Origin of the sequence: Streptomyces sp. PA03-3a (assembly GCF_033792735.1) — a bacterium.
Lineage (GTDB): Bacteria > Actinomycetota > Actinomycetes > Streptomycetales > Streptomycetaceae > Actinacidiphila.
Genome location: NZ_JARAVM010000004.1, coordinates 1 through 14,725, shown reverse-complemented (window position 1 = coordinate 14,725; position 14,725 = coordinate 1). Strand labels below are relative to the sequence as shown.

Annotated in this window: 14 protein-coding genes; 2 read left to right on the top strand and 12 right to left on the bottom strand. The window is 73.6% G+C overall.

Annotation, left to right across the window (positions count from 1 at the left end; all coding sequences use genetic code 11):
* Positions 1–887: 887 nt before the first annotated feature.
* The 9 genes from PV342_RS05605 to infC all read right to left on the bottom strand — a co-directional run bounded on the left by PV342_RS05605 (position 888) and on the right by infC (position 10,030).
* Positions 888–1,181, bottom strand: a complete 294-nt coding sequence (locus PV342_RS05605) for a hypothetical protein (protein WP_018564299.1) — start codon at positions 1,179–1,181, stop codon at positions 888–890.
* 88 nt (positions 1,182–1,269) lie between these two features.
* A complete protein-coding gene (locus tag PV342_RS05600) occupies positions 1,270–2,445 on the bottom strand; it encodes a PP2C family protein-serine/threonine phosphatase (protein ID WP_400800686.1) in 1,176 nt (391 codons plus the stop codon).
* Positions 2,446–2,663: 218 nt separating this feature from the next.
* Complete coding sequence (pheT, locus tag PV342_RS05595) at positions 2,664–5,168, bottom strand: phenylalanine--tRNA ligase subunit beta (protein WP_396348854.1); 2,505 nt, start codon at positions 5,166–5,168, stop codon at positions 2,664–2,666.
* Positions 5,168–6,301 (bottom strand): phenylalanine--tRNA ligase subunit alpha, encoded by a 1,134-nt coding sequence (gene pheS / locus PV342_RS05590; protein ID WP_400800692.1) that lies wholly within the window; start codon positions 6,299–6,301, stop codon positions 5,168–5,170. Before pheS ends, pheT begins: the two co-directional genes overlap by 1 nt.
* Before the next feature lie 135 nt (positions 6,302–6,436).
* A complete protein-coding gene (locus PV342_RS05585) occupies positions 6,437–7,549 on the bottom strand; it encodes a sensor histidine kinase (RefSeq protein ID WP_086020788.1) in 1,113 nt (370 codons plus the stop codon).
* Between the two features lie 56 nt (positions 7,550–7,605).
* Positions 7,606–8,439, bottom strand: coding sequence for a TrmH family RNA methyltransferase (locus PV342_RS05580; protein ID WP_018564304.1), 834 nt, complete (start codon positions 8,437–8,439; stop codon positions 7,606–7,608).
* Between the two features lie 113 nt (positions 8,440–8,552).
* Positions 8,553–8,936, bottom strand: coding sequence for a 50S ribosomal protein L20 (gene rplT, locus PV342_RS05575; RefSeq protein ID WP_018564305.1), 384 nt, complete (start codon positions 8,934–8,936; stop codon positions 8,553–8,555).
* A gap of 100 nt (positions 8,937–9,036) precedes the next feature.
* The gene (gene rpmI, locus PV342_RS05570; RefSeq protein WP_018564306.1) at positions 9,037–9,231 is read right to left on the bottom strand and encodes a 50S ribosomal protein L35; all 195 of its coding nucleotides are present in this window, start codon (positions 9,229–9,231) and stop codon (positions 9,037–9,039) included.
* 118 nt (positions 9,232–9,349) lie between these two features.
* On the bottom strand, positions 9,350–10,030 hold the full coding sequence (infC, locus tag PV342_RS05565; protein ID WP_400800813.1) for a translation initiation factor IF-3: 681 nt from the start codon (positions 10,028–10,030) through the stop codon (positions 9,350–9,352).
* A 338-nt stretch (positions 10,031–10,368) separates the two neighbouring features.
* On the opposite strand from infC, the gene PV342_RS05560 reads away from it, so the two are divergent.
* Positions 10,369–10,746: a DUF1844 domain-containing protein gene (locus PV342_RS05560; RefSeq protein ID WP_018564308.1), complete on the top strand. Its 378-nt coding sequence runs from the start codon at positions 10,369–10,371 to the stop codon at positions 10,744–10,746.
* Positions 10,747–10,800: 54 nt separating this feature from the next.
* On the opposite strand, the gene PV342_RS05555 is transcribed toward PV342_RS05560, so the two are convergent.
* On the bottom strand, positions 10,801–11,535 hold the full coding sequence (locus tag PV342_RS05555) for an SseB family protein (RefSeq protein ID WP_500316011.1): 735 nt from the start codon (positions 11,533–11,535) through the stop codon (positions 10,801–10,803).
* A gap of 162 nt (positions 11,536–11,697) precedes the next feature.
* Between PV342_RS05555 and PV342_RS05550 the strand changes: the two genes are divergently transcribed.
* A complete protein-coding gene (locus PV342_RS05550) occupies positions 11,698–12,582 on the top strand; it encodes a serine hydrolase (RefSeq protein ID WP_400800702.1) in 885 nt (294 codons plus the stop codon).
* Here PV342_RS05550 and mycP read toward each other — a convergent pair.
* Together mycP and PV342_RS05540 are read right to left on the bottom strand one after the other, a co-directional pair.
* Complete coding sequence (gene mycP, locus PV342_RS05545; protein WP_400800705.1) at positions 12,548–13,741, bottom strand: type VII secretion-associated serine protease mycosin; 1,194 nt, start codon at positions 13,739–13,741, stop codon at positions 12,548–12,550. The two genes, PV342_RS05550 and mycP, sit on opposite strands and share 35 nt — an antisense overlap.
* A partial coding sequence (locus PV342_RS05540; RefSeq protein ID WP_500316008.1) for a hypothetical protein occupies positions 13,738–14,725 on the bottom strand: 988 nt, incomplete at its 5' end. The genes PV342_RS05540 and mycP, both read right to left, overlap by 4 nt.

The window sequence follows — 14,725 nt, the reverse complement described above, 5'->3', positions numbered from 1 at the left end:
CCCAACTCCCCCGCCCCCTCCGTATCGTGGGGCGACCAACGCCCGGTGGGGGGTGAAGGTGTACGCCCCCTCCCCGCACCGCAGGAAACTGCCCCCAGCAGGGGTCCCCCCGCCTCAGGCCGAGCAAAAGTGCCCGCAGTGGTGGCCAGGGGCACCTCCCCCGCAGGGGTTGCCTGCGTCCCGGCGAGCGCGAAGGGTGGGGCGCACCCCTGCCTTCGGCGAGCAGCCAAACCGGCGTCCGCTCACCTTTCCGCCGGCAACGAGGCGGATGGTGTGGGCGGTCAGCAAGGCATGTGCGGCAACCCCGACCGCCTTTTGACCACCCTCCGGCCGTCAGCCGCCCGATGATACGGAGGGGGCGGGGGAGGTGGGGGCACCCCCGGCCGAAGGCTGGGGGAGGGTGGATGTTCTGGACGCTGCGGGATATTTGTGTGCGGCACAGACGGCACCGATCCGGACCGCCCGCCATGCACGTACATAACCCAGTCCAGGACGTGCAGCCCCGGAGGCCCCGCACCCGGCCCACCACGCACGCGCGCAGGCCCGCACCGATCACGCCGGATGGGGGTCCCCCCGGCCGAAGGCTGGGGGAGGGAGGGCGGGCGGGGGACAGCCCGCCGCAGGCGCAACGGACCCGCACACAACCACCGGCCGCAAGGGGCACCCACCAGGCAGCCCGGCGCAGCCGCCCGCAGGCGCAACGGACCCGCACACAACCACCGGCCGCAAGGGGCACCCACCAGGCAGCCCGGCGCAGCCGCCCGCAGGCGCAACGGACCCGCACACAACCACCGGCCGCAAGGGGCACCCACCAGGCAGCCCGGCGCAGCCGCCCGCAGGCGCAACGGACCCGCACACGACAACAGGCCGCAAGGGGCGACGCGCGGTTACGCGACCCCGTCGGGATCGGGCAGCAGCACCACCCGGTGCGCCCCCGCATCGACCGCCACCACGCTGTCGCACGCCGCGACAACCGTGATCCCCGCCGCCGCCACCCGCCGGAGCTCGCTCCACGCGCCGCGGCTGATGACGGTCGTCGTGACGGAGGGACCCCGGCTCCAGGGTGCGTCGTTGAGGGCGAGCTGCAGCGCGGACCGCTGCGGCCCGGGCGGGCCGACCACGGCGATCAGTTCTCCCGTGGGCGTGGACAGATCGGCTCCGGTGACGGTGGGGGTTGCCATGCCTGCCCCTCTCCTCGTTCTGGCCGGTATGCGGGCAATGGGTGTTTTGCTCGCGGATCGACCCAGGTTTACCAAGGATTGGGCGGGATCAAGGGCGCGGCACTCCGGGAACCCCGGTTGCGGTACGGGCGGAACCGGCGTGCACGGGCACCCGTGGGGCGTCCCGGTGGAGCACCAGCAGTGCCATGTCGTCGGTGAGCCGCCCCCGCGCGTGCCGCAGGAACGAGGTCCGCACCGCGTCGACCAGGGCCGGTGCGGACAACGCGCCGCCGTGGGCGGCCGTCTGGGCGGCGCCTTCCAGGACCGGCAGCAGGGGGAAGAACTCCCCGGCGGCGTCCCGGGCGTCCGTCACGCCGTCGGTGTGCAGGAAGAGCGCCTGGCCGGGCAGGAGTTCCCCGCAGGGGACCCCCTTCGGGTCGGGGCCGGGGTCGAACAGGCCGAGCGGCGGGAACGGTTCGCCGGTCTCCAGCGGGCGGGCGCTCGGCTGCCCGGGATGGCCGGGGCAGAGCCGGTACGGCTGCGGATGGCCGCAGTTGATGACCTGGACGCCGCAGTCCTCGCCCAGTTCGAGCAGCATCAGGGTCACGAACTCCTCGGCGGCGTGCGCACGCCCCCGCAGGTGCCGGTGGAGCGCGCGGTCCAGGCGGTGGAGCACGCCGCCGAGTTCGGGCTCGTCGTGCGCGGCCTCGCGGAAGCTGCCGAGCAGCGCCGCGACGGTTCCGATGGCCTCGAGGCCGTGGCCGCGCACGTCGCCGATGACCGCGCGCACCCCGTAGGGCGTGGCGAGCACCTCGTACAGGTCGCCGCCGACGCGGGCGCCACGGCTGGCCGAGAGGTGGTCCCCGGCCACCGCGAGGCCGCCCACGCGTTGCGGCAGCGGCGGCAGCAGCACCTGCTGGGCGGCGACGGCGACCTCCCGGGTGCGGTCGAGTTCGGCGGCGAGCCGGGCCCTGCGGTCGGCGAGCCGGAAGCAGACGGCCAGGACGGCGAGGACGGCGACCTCGGTACCCAGCAGTTGTCCGGTGTCCGGCAGCGCGACGGCCGCCACGGCGAGCCCGCCGCTGACCAGGACGCAGCGACGGCGTCCGGTGCCGGCGCAGGCGATCACCGGGGCCGCGACCGCGGCGGGCGCCCACTGGACCCCGCCGGGCACCGCGTACACCAGGCCCAGCACCGCGGCCACCCACAGACCGGGAAGCGAGAGGATCACCAGCCCACGCGCCCTGCCGCCGCTCCGGCGGTTCACCGCCCTGGGTCGGATCATGCCTCGGGGCTCCCCCTGAAGCCGTTGACGCGGCAGGCGACGACACAGCCCCCGCGTCGTGTGGGCCCTGGTTCCGAACGATTGTGGCGACTCGGTGCGACGAACCGGATACCGAGGGGAGTCATTTCACCCGATCGGGCTACGTGACCGGCGGGAACGCCGGTGGGGCGCTCCCCGGCGGACCGGGGGCGCCCCACTGGAACGCGACGTCGCAGGCGTCAGGCTCCGCGCAGGGCCGCTCCCGTGCGCTCCGCCGCGGCGGCGACGGCCGCGTCGCGGGCCGCGGAGGCCTCCTCCGCGGTGAGCGTGCGGTCCGGGGCGCGGAAGCGCAGGCTGTAGGCCAGCGACTTCTTGCCCGCCCCGATCTGCTCACCGGTGAAGATGTCGAACAGCCGCAGCGATTCGAGCAGTTCGCCGGCGCCGGAGCGCAGGGCGCCCTCCACCTCGGCGGCCGGGACGGAGCCGTCCACGACCAGGGCGACGTCCTGGGTGGCCACCGGGAAGGTGGACACCCGGGGCGCGACGACGGGGCCGCCGGAGGCGCGCTCCAGACGGTCGAGGTCAACCTCCATGGCGGAGGTGCGCTCCGGCAGGTGGAGTGCCTTGATCACCCGGGGGTGCAGCTCACCGGCGTTGCCGACCAGCACCTCCTCGCCGTCGACGACCGCGAGGAGCGCGGCGCAGCGACCGGGGTGGAAGGGGGCCTGCTGGTCCTGGCGGACGATCAGCTCGACCCCGGCCTCGGCGGCGACGATCCGCCCCGCCTCGATGGCGTCGGCCCACTGCGTGGGACGGCCCTGACCCCACCAGCCGGCCTGCTCACGGGCACCGGCCAGGACCACCGCGACGCGCCTCGGCTGGCGCGGGAGGGCGGCGTCGAGCGCGGCGATCTCGGCGTCCGTCGGGCGCCGGTCGACGGGCAGCCGCGGCGGCGCGGGCTCCTCGCCGCTCGGGCGGAAGACCAGCCCGGTCTCGAAGAGCGCGAGGTCGTGCGCGCCGCGCCCCACGTTGCGGCGCAGGGCGTGGAGCAGGCCCGGGAGCATGGTCGTGCGGAGCGCGGGCTCCTCGTCCGACAGCGGGTTGGCCAGCTTGACGGTGATGCGGCGCGGGTCGTCCGCGTCGAGGCCGAGCTGGTCGAAGACGGGCTCGCCGAGGAACGGGTAGTTCTGCACCTCGGTGTAGCCGGCCCCGGCGAGCGCCCGGCCGACCCGGCGGCGCAGCTTCTGCGACTCGGTCAGACCGCGGCCGGAGGGCAGGTTCGGCAGGGTGGAGGGCAGGTTCTCGTAGCCCTCCAGCCGGATGACCTCCTCGGCGAGGTCGTTGGGGTCGCGCAGGTCGGGCCGCCACGACGGCACGGTGACGATCAGCTCGTCGGCGCCGTAGACGTCGCAGCCGACCTGCTGGAGGCGGCGCACCACGGTCTCGCGGCCGTACGCCATGCCCGCCACCTTGTCCGGGTGGTCGGCGGGGATGGTGATGGTGTGCGGCGCGGAGGGCGCGATGACCTCGGTGACGCCGGCCTCGGCGGTGCCGCCCGCGAGCAGCACCAGCAGGTCGACGGTGCGCTGGGCGGCGGCGGCCGCGGCCTGCGGGTCGACACCGCGCTCGAAGCGCTTGGACGCCTCGGAGGACAGCTTGTGGCGGCGCGCGGTACGGGCGATGGCGACCGGGTCGAAGTGCGCGGCCTCGATGACGACGTCGGTCGTCGAGGCGCCCGCGTCGTCGATCTCGGTGTCGGCGCCGCCCATGACACCGGCCAGGCCGATCGGCCCGCGGTTGTCGGTGATCACCAGGTCCTCGGGGTCGAGGACCCGGACCTGGCCGTCGAGCGTGGTCAGCTTCTCGCCCGGCTGCGCCCGGCGGACGCCGATGACGCCCTCGACGCGGGTCCGGTCGTAGGCGTGCAGGGGCTGACCGAGCTCCAGCATCACGTAGTTGGTGACGTCCACGGCGAGCGAGATCGGGCGCATGCCGGCCTTCTGCAGCCTGCGCTGCAGCCAGATCGGCGAGCCGGCCTCCGGGTCCAGGCCGGTGACGGTGCGCGCGGTGAAGCGGTCGCAGCCGACCGGGTCGGAGACCTTCACCTCGTAGCCGTAGGAGTTCGGGCCGGGCACGTCGAGCAGCGCCGGGTCGCGCAGCGGCAGACCGTAGGCGATGGCGGCCTCGCGAGCGACGCCGCGCATGGACAGGCAGTAGCCGCGGTCGGGGGTGACCGCGATGTCCAGCACCTCGTCGACGAGCTCCAGCAGCTCGATCGCGTCGGTGCCGGCCTCGTGCTCCGGCGGCAGGACGATGATGCCGTGCGAGCCGTCGTCGCCCATGCCCAGCTCGGCGCCCGAGCAGATCATGCCGTGCGAGGTGCGCCCGTAGGTCTTGCGCGCGGAGATCTCGAAGTTCCCGGGCAGCACGCCGCCGGGGAGGATGACGACGACCTTGTCGCCGACGGCGAAGTTGCTCGCGCCGCAGACGATCTCCTGCGGCTCACCGGTGCCGTTGGCGGTGCCGACGTCGACGGTGCAGAAGCGGATCGGCTTCTTGAAGCCGCTCAGCTCCTCGATGGTGAGCACCTTGCCGACCACCAGCGGGCCCTTGAGGCCGGTGCCGAGCCGCTCGACGGTCTCGACCTCGAGACCGGCGGAAATGAGCTTGGCCTGGACGTCGCGGCCGGACTCGCCGGCGGGCAGGTCGACGTACTCCCGCAGCCAAGAAAGCGGGACCCGCATCAGATCTCCATCCCGAACGGAAGGGTGAAGCGCACGTCACCCTCGACGATGTCTCGCATGTCCTCGACGTTGTGACGGAACATCAGCATGCGCTCGATGCCGAAGCCGAAGGCGAACCCGCTGTACTTCTCCGGGTCGACGCCGCAGGCGGTGAGCACCCGGGGGTTGACCATGCCGCAGCCGCCGAGCTCGATCCAGCCCTCGCTGCCGCAGGTGCGGCAGGGACGGTCCGGGTTGCCGACGGACTCGCCGCGGCAGACGTAGCAGACCATGTCCATCTCGGCGGACGGCTCGGTGAAGGGGAAGTAGTTCGGGCGGAGCCGGGTCGTGATGTCCGCGCCGAAGAGCGACTGGACCATGTGGTCCAGGGTGCCCTTGAGGTCGGCCATGGTCAGGCCCTCGTCCACGGCGAGCAGCTCGACCTGGTTGAACACCGGGGTGTGCGTGGCGTCCAGCTCGTCCGAGCGGTAGACCCGGCCGGGGCAGATCACGTAGACCGGCGGCTCGCGGTCGAGCAGGGAGCGGATCTGCACCGGGGAGGTGTGCGTGCGCAGCACGACGCCGCTCTCCTCGGGACCGGTCCCGGCGGGCTTGTCGCCCTCGACGAAGAACGTGTCCTGCATGGTGCGGGCCGGGTGGTCCGCCCAGATGTTCAGGGCGTCGAAGTTGAACCACTCGGCCTCGACCTCGGGGCCCTCGGCCACCTCGTAGCCCATGGCCACGAAGATGTCCTCGATGCGCTCGGAGAGCGTGGTCAGCGGGTGCCGGGCGCCGCGCGGGACGCGGTCGTACGGCAGGGTGACGTCCACGGCCTCCTCGACCAGCACGCGCTCGTCGCGCTCACTCTCCAGCACCTCCTGCCGGGCCTTGAGCGCCTGGGTGACCGCGCCGCGGGCCTGGCCGACGCGCTTGCCCGCGTCCGCCTTGGCGTGCGGCGGCAGTGCGCCGATCTCACGGTTGGCGAGGGCGAGCGGCGAGCGGTCCCCGGTGTGGGCCACCTTGACCTCGCGCAGCGCGTCGAGGTCGGCGGCCTCGGCGATGGCGGCGAGCGCCTCGTCGCGCCGGCGCTCGATCTCTTCCGGTTTCAGTGCCTCGACCTCGACAGGGTCGTACGACTTGTTCGGTGCCGACATTTCTTCCCGTTCCGATGTGGGTGATGGCGTGGCCGACCTGCTCGCCCGACCGCTGAATGCCAAGGGTCGAGTCTATCGGGGCCACGGGGAAAGGCTGGTCACGCCCGTCGGGGCCGGTGGATCACCACGCGATGCTCAGACCGTGAAGGCCGGCGCCCCGACGGGCAGGGTAAATCGGAACTGGGCGCCCTTGCCGGGCGCGCGGCCCACCGTGATCGAACCGCCGTGGGCCTCGACGATGCCCTTGACGATGTACAGCCCCAGGCCCGTGCCGCCGCGTTTGCTGCCCCGCCAGAAGCGGGTGAAGACGCGGTTCATGGACTCCTCCGGGATGCCGGGTCCCTCGTCGCTCACGGTCACCGCCGTTCCGGACCATCCGCGCTCGCGCGGCGACGACGAGGGTGCTACGTCAATGGTGACAGTTCCCTCGCCGTGGCGCACGGCGTTTTCCAGCAGGTTCCCCAGGATCTGGTCGACCTTGTCGGGGTCGGCCCACAGCGAGGGCAGCGACCGCGCGACCCGTACGGCGAAGCGGTCCGCGGGCTGTCCGGCGGCGACGAGGGCGTCCACGTGGCGCCGCACCGCCGCGGCGATGTCGACCGGCTGCCGGCGCACCTCCAGACGGCCGGAGTCGATGCGGGAGATGTCGAGCAGCTCGGCGATGAGCCGGGTGACGCGGTTGGCGTCGGCGTGCACGGTCTCCAGCATGAGCTTCTTCTGGTCCTCGGTGAAGCGTTCCCACTTCGCCAGCAGGGTGGCGGTGAAGCCTTTGACCGAGGTGAGCGGGGAGCGCAGTTCGTGCGCCACGGTGGCGATCAACTCGGCGTGGCTGCGCTCGGTCCGCCGCCGCGCCTCGGTGCCGCGGAGCGCGACGACCAGCCGGCGCACCGGTCCTGTGGGGTGGTCGCGGACGTACCGGGCGGAGACCAGCACCTCCCGGCCGCCGGGGAGCAGCAGGTTGCGCTCGGGCTGCCCGGTGCGGGTGGCCAGGCCCGTGTACGGGTCGGTGAGCTGCCACCAGCGGCGTCCGTCCAGGTCCTCCAGGGGCAGCGCCTGCTCGATCGGGCGGCCGAGGACGTCGGCGGGGTCGAGCGCGGTGATCCGGGCGGCGGCGGCGTTGAAGCAGAGCACGACTCCGCGCTCGTCGGCGACGACGAGGCCGTCCGGGAGCTCGTCGGCTGTGACGCCGAGTTCGGTCAGGACAGCCGGCCAGCCCTCCGGCGCGCTCCGCGGCGTGCCGCCGTTCATCCTGACGTCCATCCCCGTAACCCCCTCTCCAGGGCGGTCCCCGGGGCGTCACACTACTAGCTCATCGTTACGGAGCGGCACCCTCCGGGAGCACGCTGCGCGCGGGCGGAGGCGTAGAGGCACACGGCGGCGGCCGTGGCGAGGTTGAGGCTCTCGGCGCGGCCGTGGATGGGGACGCGCACCACCTCGTCCGCGAGTGCGCGGGTCTCCTCCGGCAGGCCCCAGGCCTCGTTGCCGAAGATCCAGGCGGTGGGGCCGCCCATCGTGCCCTCGTCCAGTTCGGCGTCGAGGTCGCGTTCCCCCGCGCCGTCGGCGGCGAGCAGCCGCACCCCGGCCCCGCGCAGGCCGTCCACGACGGTCTCCATGGGGACGCCGACGGCGACGGGAAGGTGGAAGAGGCTGCCGACGGAGGCGCGGACTGCCTTGGGGTTGTACAGGTCGACGGAGGCGTCGGTGAGGACGACCGCCTCCGCGCCCGCGGCGTCCGCGCAGCGCAGCACGGTGCCGGCGTTGCCGGGGTCGCGCACATGGGCCAGGACGGCGACGAGCTTGGGCCGGGCGCGCAGCACCTCCTCGAACGGGGTGTCCAGGAAGCGGCACAGGCCGATGATCCCCTGCGGGGTGACGGTGTCCGACATCTCGGCGACGACCTCGTCCGTCGCCGTGAGCACGGGCACCCCGGCGGCGCGGGCCGCGGCGACGATCCCGTCGTGCCGGACGGCGGCCTCGGGGGTGACATAGACCTCGACCAGGTGGGCCATGGCCTCGCGCACGGCCTGCGGTCCCTCGGCGAGGAAGCGCCGTTCCTTGCCGCGGAAGCTGCGCTTGGCGAGGCGCCGCGCGGCGACGACACGGGGGGATCGCAGGGAGGTCAGCTCGGGGCCGGGCATGGGCGGTGCACTCACTTCGGTCGTCGGTGTCCGGCCGGAAGCGCGGGGCGCGGCGCTCCGGAACGCAGCACGGACCCGCAGGCGCAGGGCCTGCGGGTCCGGAAGAGCGTGGGTCAGGCCGCCTTGGGGGCGTTGACGTCGCTCGGGAGGGCCTTCTGGGCCACCTCGACCAGCGCGGCGAACGCGTTGGCGTCGTTCACGGCCAGCTCGGCGAGGATCTTGCGGTCCACCTCGACGTTGGCGGCCTTCAGACCCTGGATGAAGCGGTTGTAGGTGATGCCGTTGGCGCGGGCAGCGGCGTTGATGCGCTGGATCCACAGCTGACGGAAGTCGCCCTTGCGCTTCTTGCGGTCGTTGTAGTTGTAGACGAGGGAGTGGGTGACCTGCTCCTTCGCCTTGCGGTACAGGCGGGACCGCTGGCCGCGGTAACCGCTGGCCTGCTCGAGGATCGCCCGGCGCTTCTTCTGGGCGTTGACTGCCCGCTTGACGCGTGCCACTAGATAACTCCTTCTAAGGGACCGTGGGGGTGCTCACACGGCCCGAAAACGAATGGGTCCCGGTCCAGCATCGCGCCCCCTGATCGAAGGGGGCGTGCCGTCACTTGCCGAGAAGCTTCTTGATCTTCTTGGCGTCGGGCTTGGCCAGGACGACAGTGCCGGTGAGGGCACGGGTCTTCGTCGACGGCTTGTGCTCAAGCAGGTGGCGCTTGCCGGCGCGCTCGCGGATCACCTTGCCGGAGCCGGTGATCTTGAATCGCTTGCTCGCACCGCTGTGGGTCTTGTTCTTCGGCATGCGCCGTAGTCTCCTCGTCGCTGGCCCTCCCGTCCGCCCGGGGGCGGACGGAGAGCGTCAGTCCTTCATTGCGTTACCCGGAGCGGACTCCGGGTCCTGGCAACGCCGTCAGACGGCGTCAGCTGGCGTCGGCGGGAGCGTCCTGCTCGAGCTCCTGCTCCTGCTCCTGCTCCTGCTCGTCAGGGTCCTTCGGCAGGCGACCGGCCTTGCGGGCGGCCTGCGCCTCGCGGGCCTCGGCCATCGCCTCGGTCTTCTTCTTGTGCGGACCGAGAACCATGATCATGTTGCGGCCGTCCTGCTTCGGCGAGGACTCGACGAAGCCCAGGTCCTGGACGTCGTCGGCGAGCCGCTGCAGCAGTCGGAAGCCCAGTTCCGGGCGCGACTGCTCACGACCGCGGAACATGATCGTGATCTTGACCTTGTCGCCCTGCTTGAGGAACCGGACGACGTGACCCTTCTTGGTGTCATAGTCGTGCGGGTCGATCTTCGGCCGGAGCTTCATCTCCTTGATGACCGTGTGCGCCTGGTTCTTGCGCGCCTCACGGGCCTTCATGGCCGACTCGTACTTGAACTTGCCGTAGTCCATGAGCTTGCAGACCGGCGGGCGTGCGGTCGCCGCCACCTCGACCAGGTCGAGGTCGTACTCCTGCGCAAGCTCCAGTGCCTTGGCAAGCGGCACGATGCCGACCTGCTCGCCACTGGGACCGACGAGTCGCACCTCGGGGACGCGAATCCGGTCGTTGATGCGGGGCTCGGCGCTGATGGGGCCTCCTCGGTAGCACCACGCGACTGACTGGATTGACAGGCGCGTAACGTCTGAAAACTTGGTCCGGCCCGTGAGGAGGCGCGAAAAAACGCCCCATACGGGTCACAGGCGGATGCTCCTCACAACCGGGAGCACCGCCGCGGCATTCCCGCGGGGCGCGTCGGGCACCGCGTCCTCTTCCGGGGACACGGCACCTGACCGGTGACCCGCCGCCCTCGAGGGCCGGCAAGGTGGGAGATCGGAGCCTCCACTTGTGGGCTGGAACGCTCCGTTTCCGTGACGTCCACGGGGTGTCCAGCCGGTCAATCGTCAAGCATACCAGTGTCCGACCGCAGACCGTAATCGGCCGACGTGGGCCTATCGTGTGAGGCATGAGTGACGCCAGCCCCCAGCACCAGTCCCCCTCCGCGGACCGCCCCGACTTCGACACGATGACACGCGACATCGCGGACGTCCCGGCGGTCGAGGTGATCACCACGGTCGCGGTGCACCTGATGAGCGCGGCGGCGGTGAACCTCGGCCTCGCGGAGGACGGCGACCGGCACAAGGACCTCGACGAGGCACGCAAGCTGATCACCGCGCTGGCCGGCCTGGTCACCGCCGGCGCGACCGAGATCGGCTCCTACCACGCCGCCCCGCTGCGGGACGGCCTGAAGTCGCTGCAGCTCGCCTTCCGTGAGGAGTCCGTCGTCCCCGACGCCCCGGGCGAGGGCCCCGGCGAGAAGTTCACCGGCCCCGTCCACGGCTAGGCCGCCCCGCTCCGTACGTTCAAGACGGCGTCGCCCCCCGCCGGGGCGGCGCCGTCAGCGCGTGAAGAGCGGTTCGCCGGGCAGCCGGGTGTCCGCCGGGAGCAGCGCCAGTTCGATGCCGCGCACCAGCGCGCCGCGCAGCACCTCGTCCGCCGCGAGCGTCGCCGAGACGCGCTGCGCGACCAGCGCCACGTCGGCGCCCGCCTCCAGGACCAGCCCCAGCGTGCCGTCGGCGTCCGCCGTGGGGACGAGGTGCGCGCGGACCACTTCCGGCGCCGTCCCCGCCGCGGACCGTAGGGCCTCGCGCACCGCGGGGTCGGCCAGCGGGTCCGCTCCCGCGCGGCCCGACGCGACGGCGCGCAACGCGCCGCCGGTCAGCGCGTACGGCACGGGCCCGGCCATGTCGATCAGCAGGGTGTCGGCCTTCTCGTGCGCCAGCGCCTGCAGAGCCTGTCCCAGCGGCACGGCCACCGGCCGCGCGTCCGGCCGCCAGCGCGCCAGGGCTTCCGTGGAGGTGAACGCCGGCAGCGCCTTGCGCCCGTCGGCCGCCTGCAGGGTCGGCACCGCCATGTCGCTGGTCTTCTCCCGGCGTAGCCCTCCCGGTCCCTCCTCGACCTCCCCGAGCAGCGCCACCACCGGCACCAGGAAGCGCGCGTCCGGGAGCGCCGCCAGCACCTCGGGTTCGGCCGACGGATCGGCGTCGTACGCGGCGAGCGCCGCCGCGAGCCGGGGGTCGGCGGTGCCGTCGTCGTCGGAGAAGCCGGAGTCGGGGATGTTCTTGAGAGCCACCTCCCGAGGGTATCGGGGCTGCCCGGCCGCGATCTCTCACGCCCCCTTCATCCGCCTCTCACGGACCGCGCAGTTTCCTTCCCTGGCTTCTCCGGGCATGGCTTACGAGAACCCCGCCGTACGGACGCCCCCGGCCCTGCCCCGCGCGGCACCGTGCGCGGAGTGTCGGCGACCGCGCTGCCGGCGTGCGCCGTGCTCGGCACGGCGGCGTACGGGGCGGCGACGCCGCCGCGCACGGCGGCGGTGACCGCGACCGGTACCGGCGCGGCGGCGAACGTGGCGATCGTGAAGGTGAGCGAGGAGCCCCGGATGGTGTGGAGCGAGGTACTGGCGACGGCGCTGCGGGACGTGTCAGGGGACCCGGGGGCCCGCTACTCGGTGGCGGTGCTGGACACCGCCACGGGCGGCCGGGCGGTGCACGGGGACGGGCTGTACGACACGGCGAGCATCGTCAAGGTCGACATCCTGGCGGCGTTGCTGCTCCAGGCCCAGGACGCTGGGCGGGACCTGACGGCGCAGGAGAAGGCCTGGGCCGAGGTGATGATCGAGGACAGCGACAACGCGGCCGCCACCGCGCTGTGGCGCGCGATAGGCCGGGGCGCCGGGCTGAACGCCGCCAACCGGCGCCTCGGGCTCACCTCGACCACGGCGGGCAGCGGGCCGCTGTGGGGGCTGACCCAGACCACAGCGGCGGACCAACTCACGCTGCTGCAACGGGTCTTCGGCACCGACGGCGCCCTCGGCACGGCGTCCCGCGCGTATGTCCGGCGGCTGATGGGACGCGTCGCGGCCGCGCAGGCCTGGGGCGTGCCGACCGCGGCCGACGGCTCCTACGAGGTCAAGAACGGCTGGCTGCGGCGGAGTACGACCGGGCTGTGGGACATCAACAGCATCGGCCGGGTCAGGGCCGGCGGGCGGACGTATCTGGTCGCCGTGGTCTCCCGCGGCAGCACGACGCAGGCCGCCGGCATCACGCTGGTGGAACGGGCCGCGCGGGCGGCGGTCGGGTCCTTCAGCCGTGCCGCCGGCCGTTCCGGGAGTTCGTGAGCCGGGGCCGCAGCCACAACAGGGCCGCCGCGGCGACCAGTCCGGTGCCGGCGACCGCGAAGACCACGGCGATGCCGTCGCCCAGGGTGTCCCCGTCGGCCGCCGCTGCCGCCTTCGCCGCGTCGGGACCGGCGCCGAAGTACTTGCGCGTGTAGGGAACGGCACTCGGCACGACGGCCTCGGGCTCGACCTTGGCCGCAGCCTTCAGCGCGGCCGCCGGGTCCACCAGGCCGTGGCCGACGGCGTCGTCGCGGCCGCCTGCCGGGGAACTCCGGGCGGTGTCCTCCAGCAGCCGCTTCACCTGGGCGGGACTGAGCCGGGGGTAGGCGGAGCGGACGAGCGCGGCCGCGCCCGACACATACGCGGAGGCGGTGCTGGTGCCCCAGCCCTCGTAGTAGCGGCGGTTGGGGTCGGCAATCACGACGTCGACGCCCGGCGCGGCGACCGTCGCGTACCAGCGGCGGGTGGAGAAGGCGGCGCGGGAGCCGTAGCGGTCGACGGCGGCCACCGCGATGACGCCCGGGTACGCCGCGGGGTAGGAGGCCCGGTTGCCCTGCTCGCCGCCGTTCCCGGCGGAGGCGACGACGACCACGCCCTTGCGCAGGGCGTACTGGACCGCGTCGTCCTCCTGCGCCTCGGGGTGGGCGGTGCGGCTGTCGTCGCCCAGGGAGAGGTTGATGACGTCGGCACCGTGGTCGGCGGCCCAGCGGATGCCGTCGGCGAGGGCGCTGCCGCGCGTGGTGCGGGCCTTCTTCCGCTGCGGGTCCTTGTCCTCCAGGATCACCCGCACCGGAAGGATCCTGGCCTCCGGGGCGATGCCCAGCACGCCGTCGGAGCCGCCGGGGCCATGGCCGTGACCGGCGATGATCCCGGCCATGCCGGTGCCGTGCCGGGCCCAGGCGATGTCGCCGCGGCGGGCCCCGAAGCCGACCATGTCCTTGCCCTCGAGGACCTGGCCGGACAGGTCCGGATGGGTGCCGTCCACGCCCGTGTCGAGGACGGCGACGGTGACGCCCTTGCCCTTCGTCCGCTGCCAGGCCTCCTGCGCGTGCAGCGCGTCCAGCGCCCAGTCCGCGTCGCGTACGGCGTCGGCGTGGGCCGGGACGACGGGCAGCAGGACGAGGGCCGCTGCGGTCATCGCGGTGGCCAGTCGCCTCATCCGGAACCTCCCGTCGGGGTGGCGGTCAGCGAGCCCGCGGCCCGGCGGGCCCGGTCGGCGACGGCGTCGGCCAGCGCGTCGGCCTCGTGCCCCAGTCCGGCCTGGGCGGGCGCGGTCGTTGCGCCCGCGCTGACGGCCGAGGCGGCGGGCTGCGGGACGGCGATCTCACGGCCGTCGGCGAAGCCGCTCACCGCGTACACGACGACGGGCAGGTCGGCGGCGACCGTGACGGTCCAGCTGGCACGCTGGCGGTCGCCGAAGCCGTCCGCGACGGTGCCCGGGAAGGCGACCGGACGGGGCATCAGATCACCGCGGGAGCCGAGGCGTTCGGAGATCCAGCGGTTGTGCAGCTTGCGCATCGTGGGGGCCTCGGCCTTGGTGACGAGCAGTCCGACCGTGGTCACGGCGCTCGACGTGGCGTCGGCGTAGGTGGCCCGCAGCAGTTTCACGCAGCCGGCGGGACGCAGCACCTTCGCCAGCAGCGGGTCGAAGGCCTCCCGGCAGTCGCCTGCCGGTGCGACGCCGATCCGTTTCCAGGTGCGTTCGGCGCCGCCCGGGCCGAGGCCCTTGCCGTGCAGGGTGGCCGGGAAGAGCGTGTCGACGGGCGTGCTGTGCCACAGGCCGCGGGCGAGGGCGAAGTCGCGCCTGCTCGCCTCAGCCGCCGTGGGGGTGGGCGCGGCCGGGTCGTGGTTGATCCACACGCCGGCGCCGGCGCCGCCGAGCAGGCCGAGGCCCAGCACCAGGCACAGCGCGGCGGCGGCCGTGCGGGGCCGCGCCCGGGCGGCGTGCGTGGGGGCGTGCGGCGGCCGGGGAGGGTACGGCGGCTGCGCCGAGGGCGGTACGGGCGAGGACCAGGCCGCCGCCGGGGGGTGCGCGGGCGGCGGGGGCGGTACGGGACCGGCCGGGTAGGCGACGCCGACGGGGCCCCGCTCTCCCGCGGGTCGCGGGTACGGGGGCGCCGGCACCGGTGCCGTGCCGTACCGC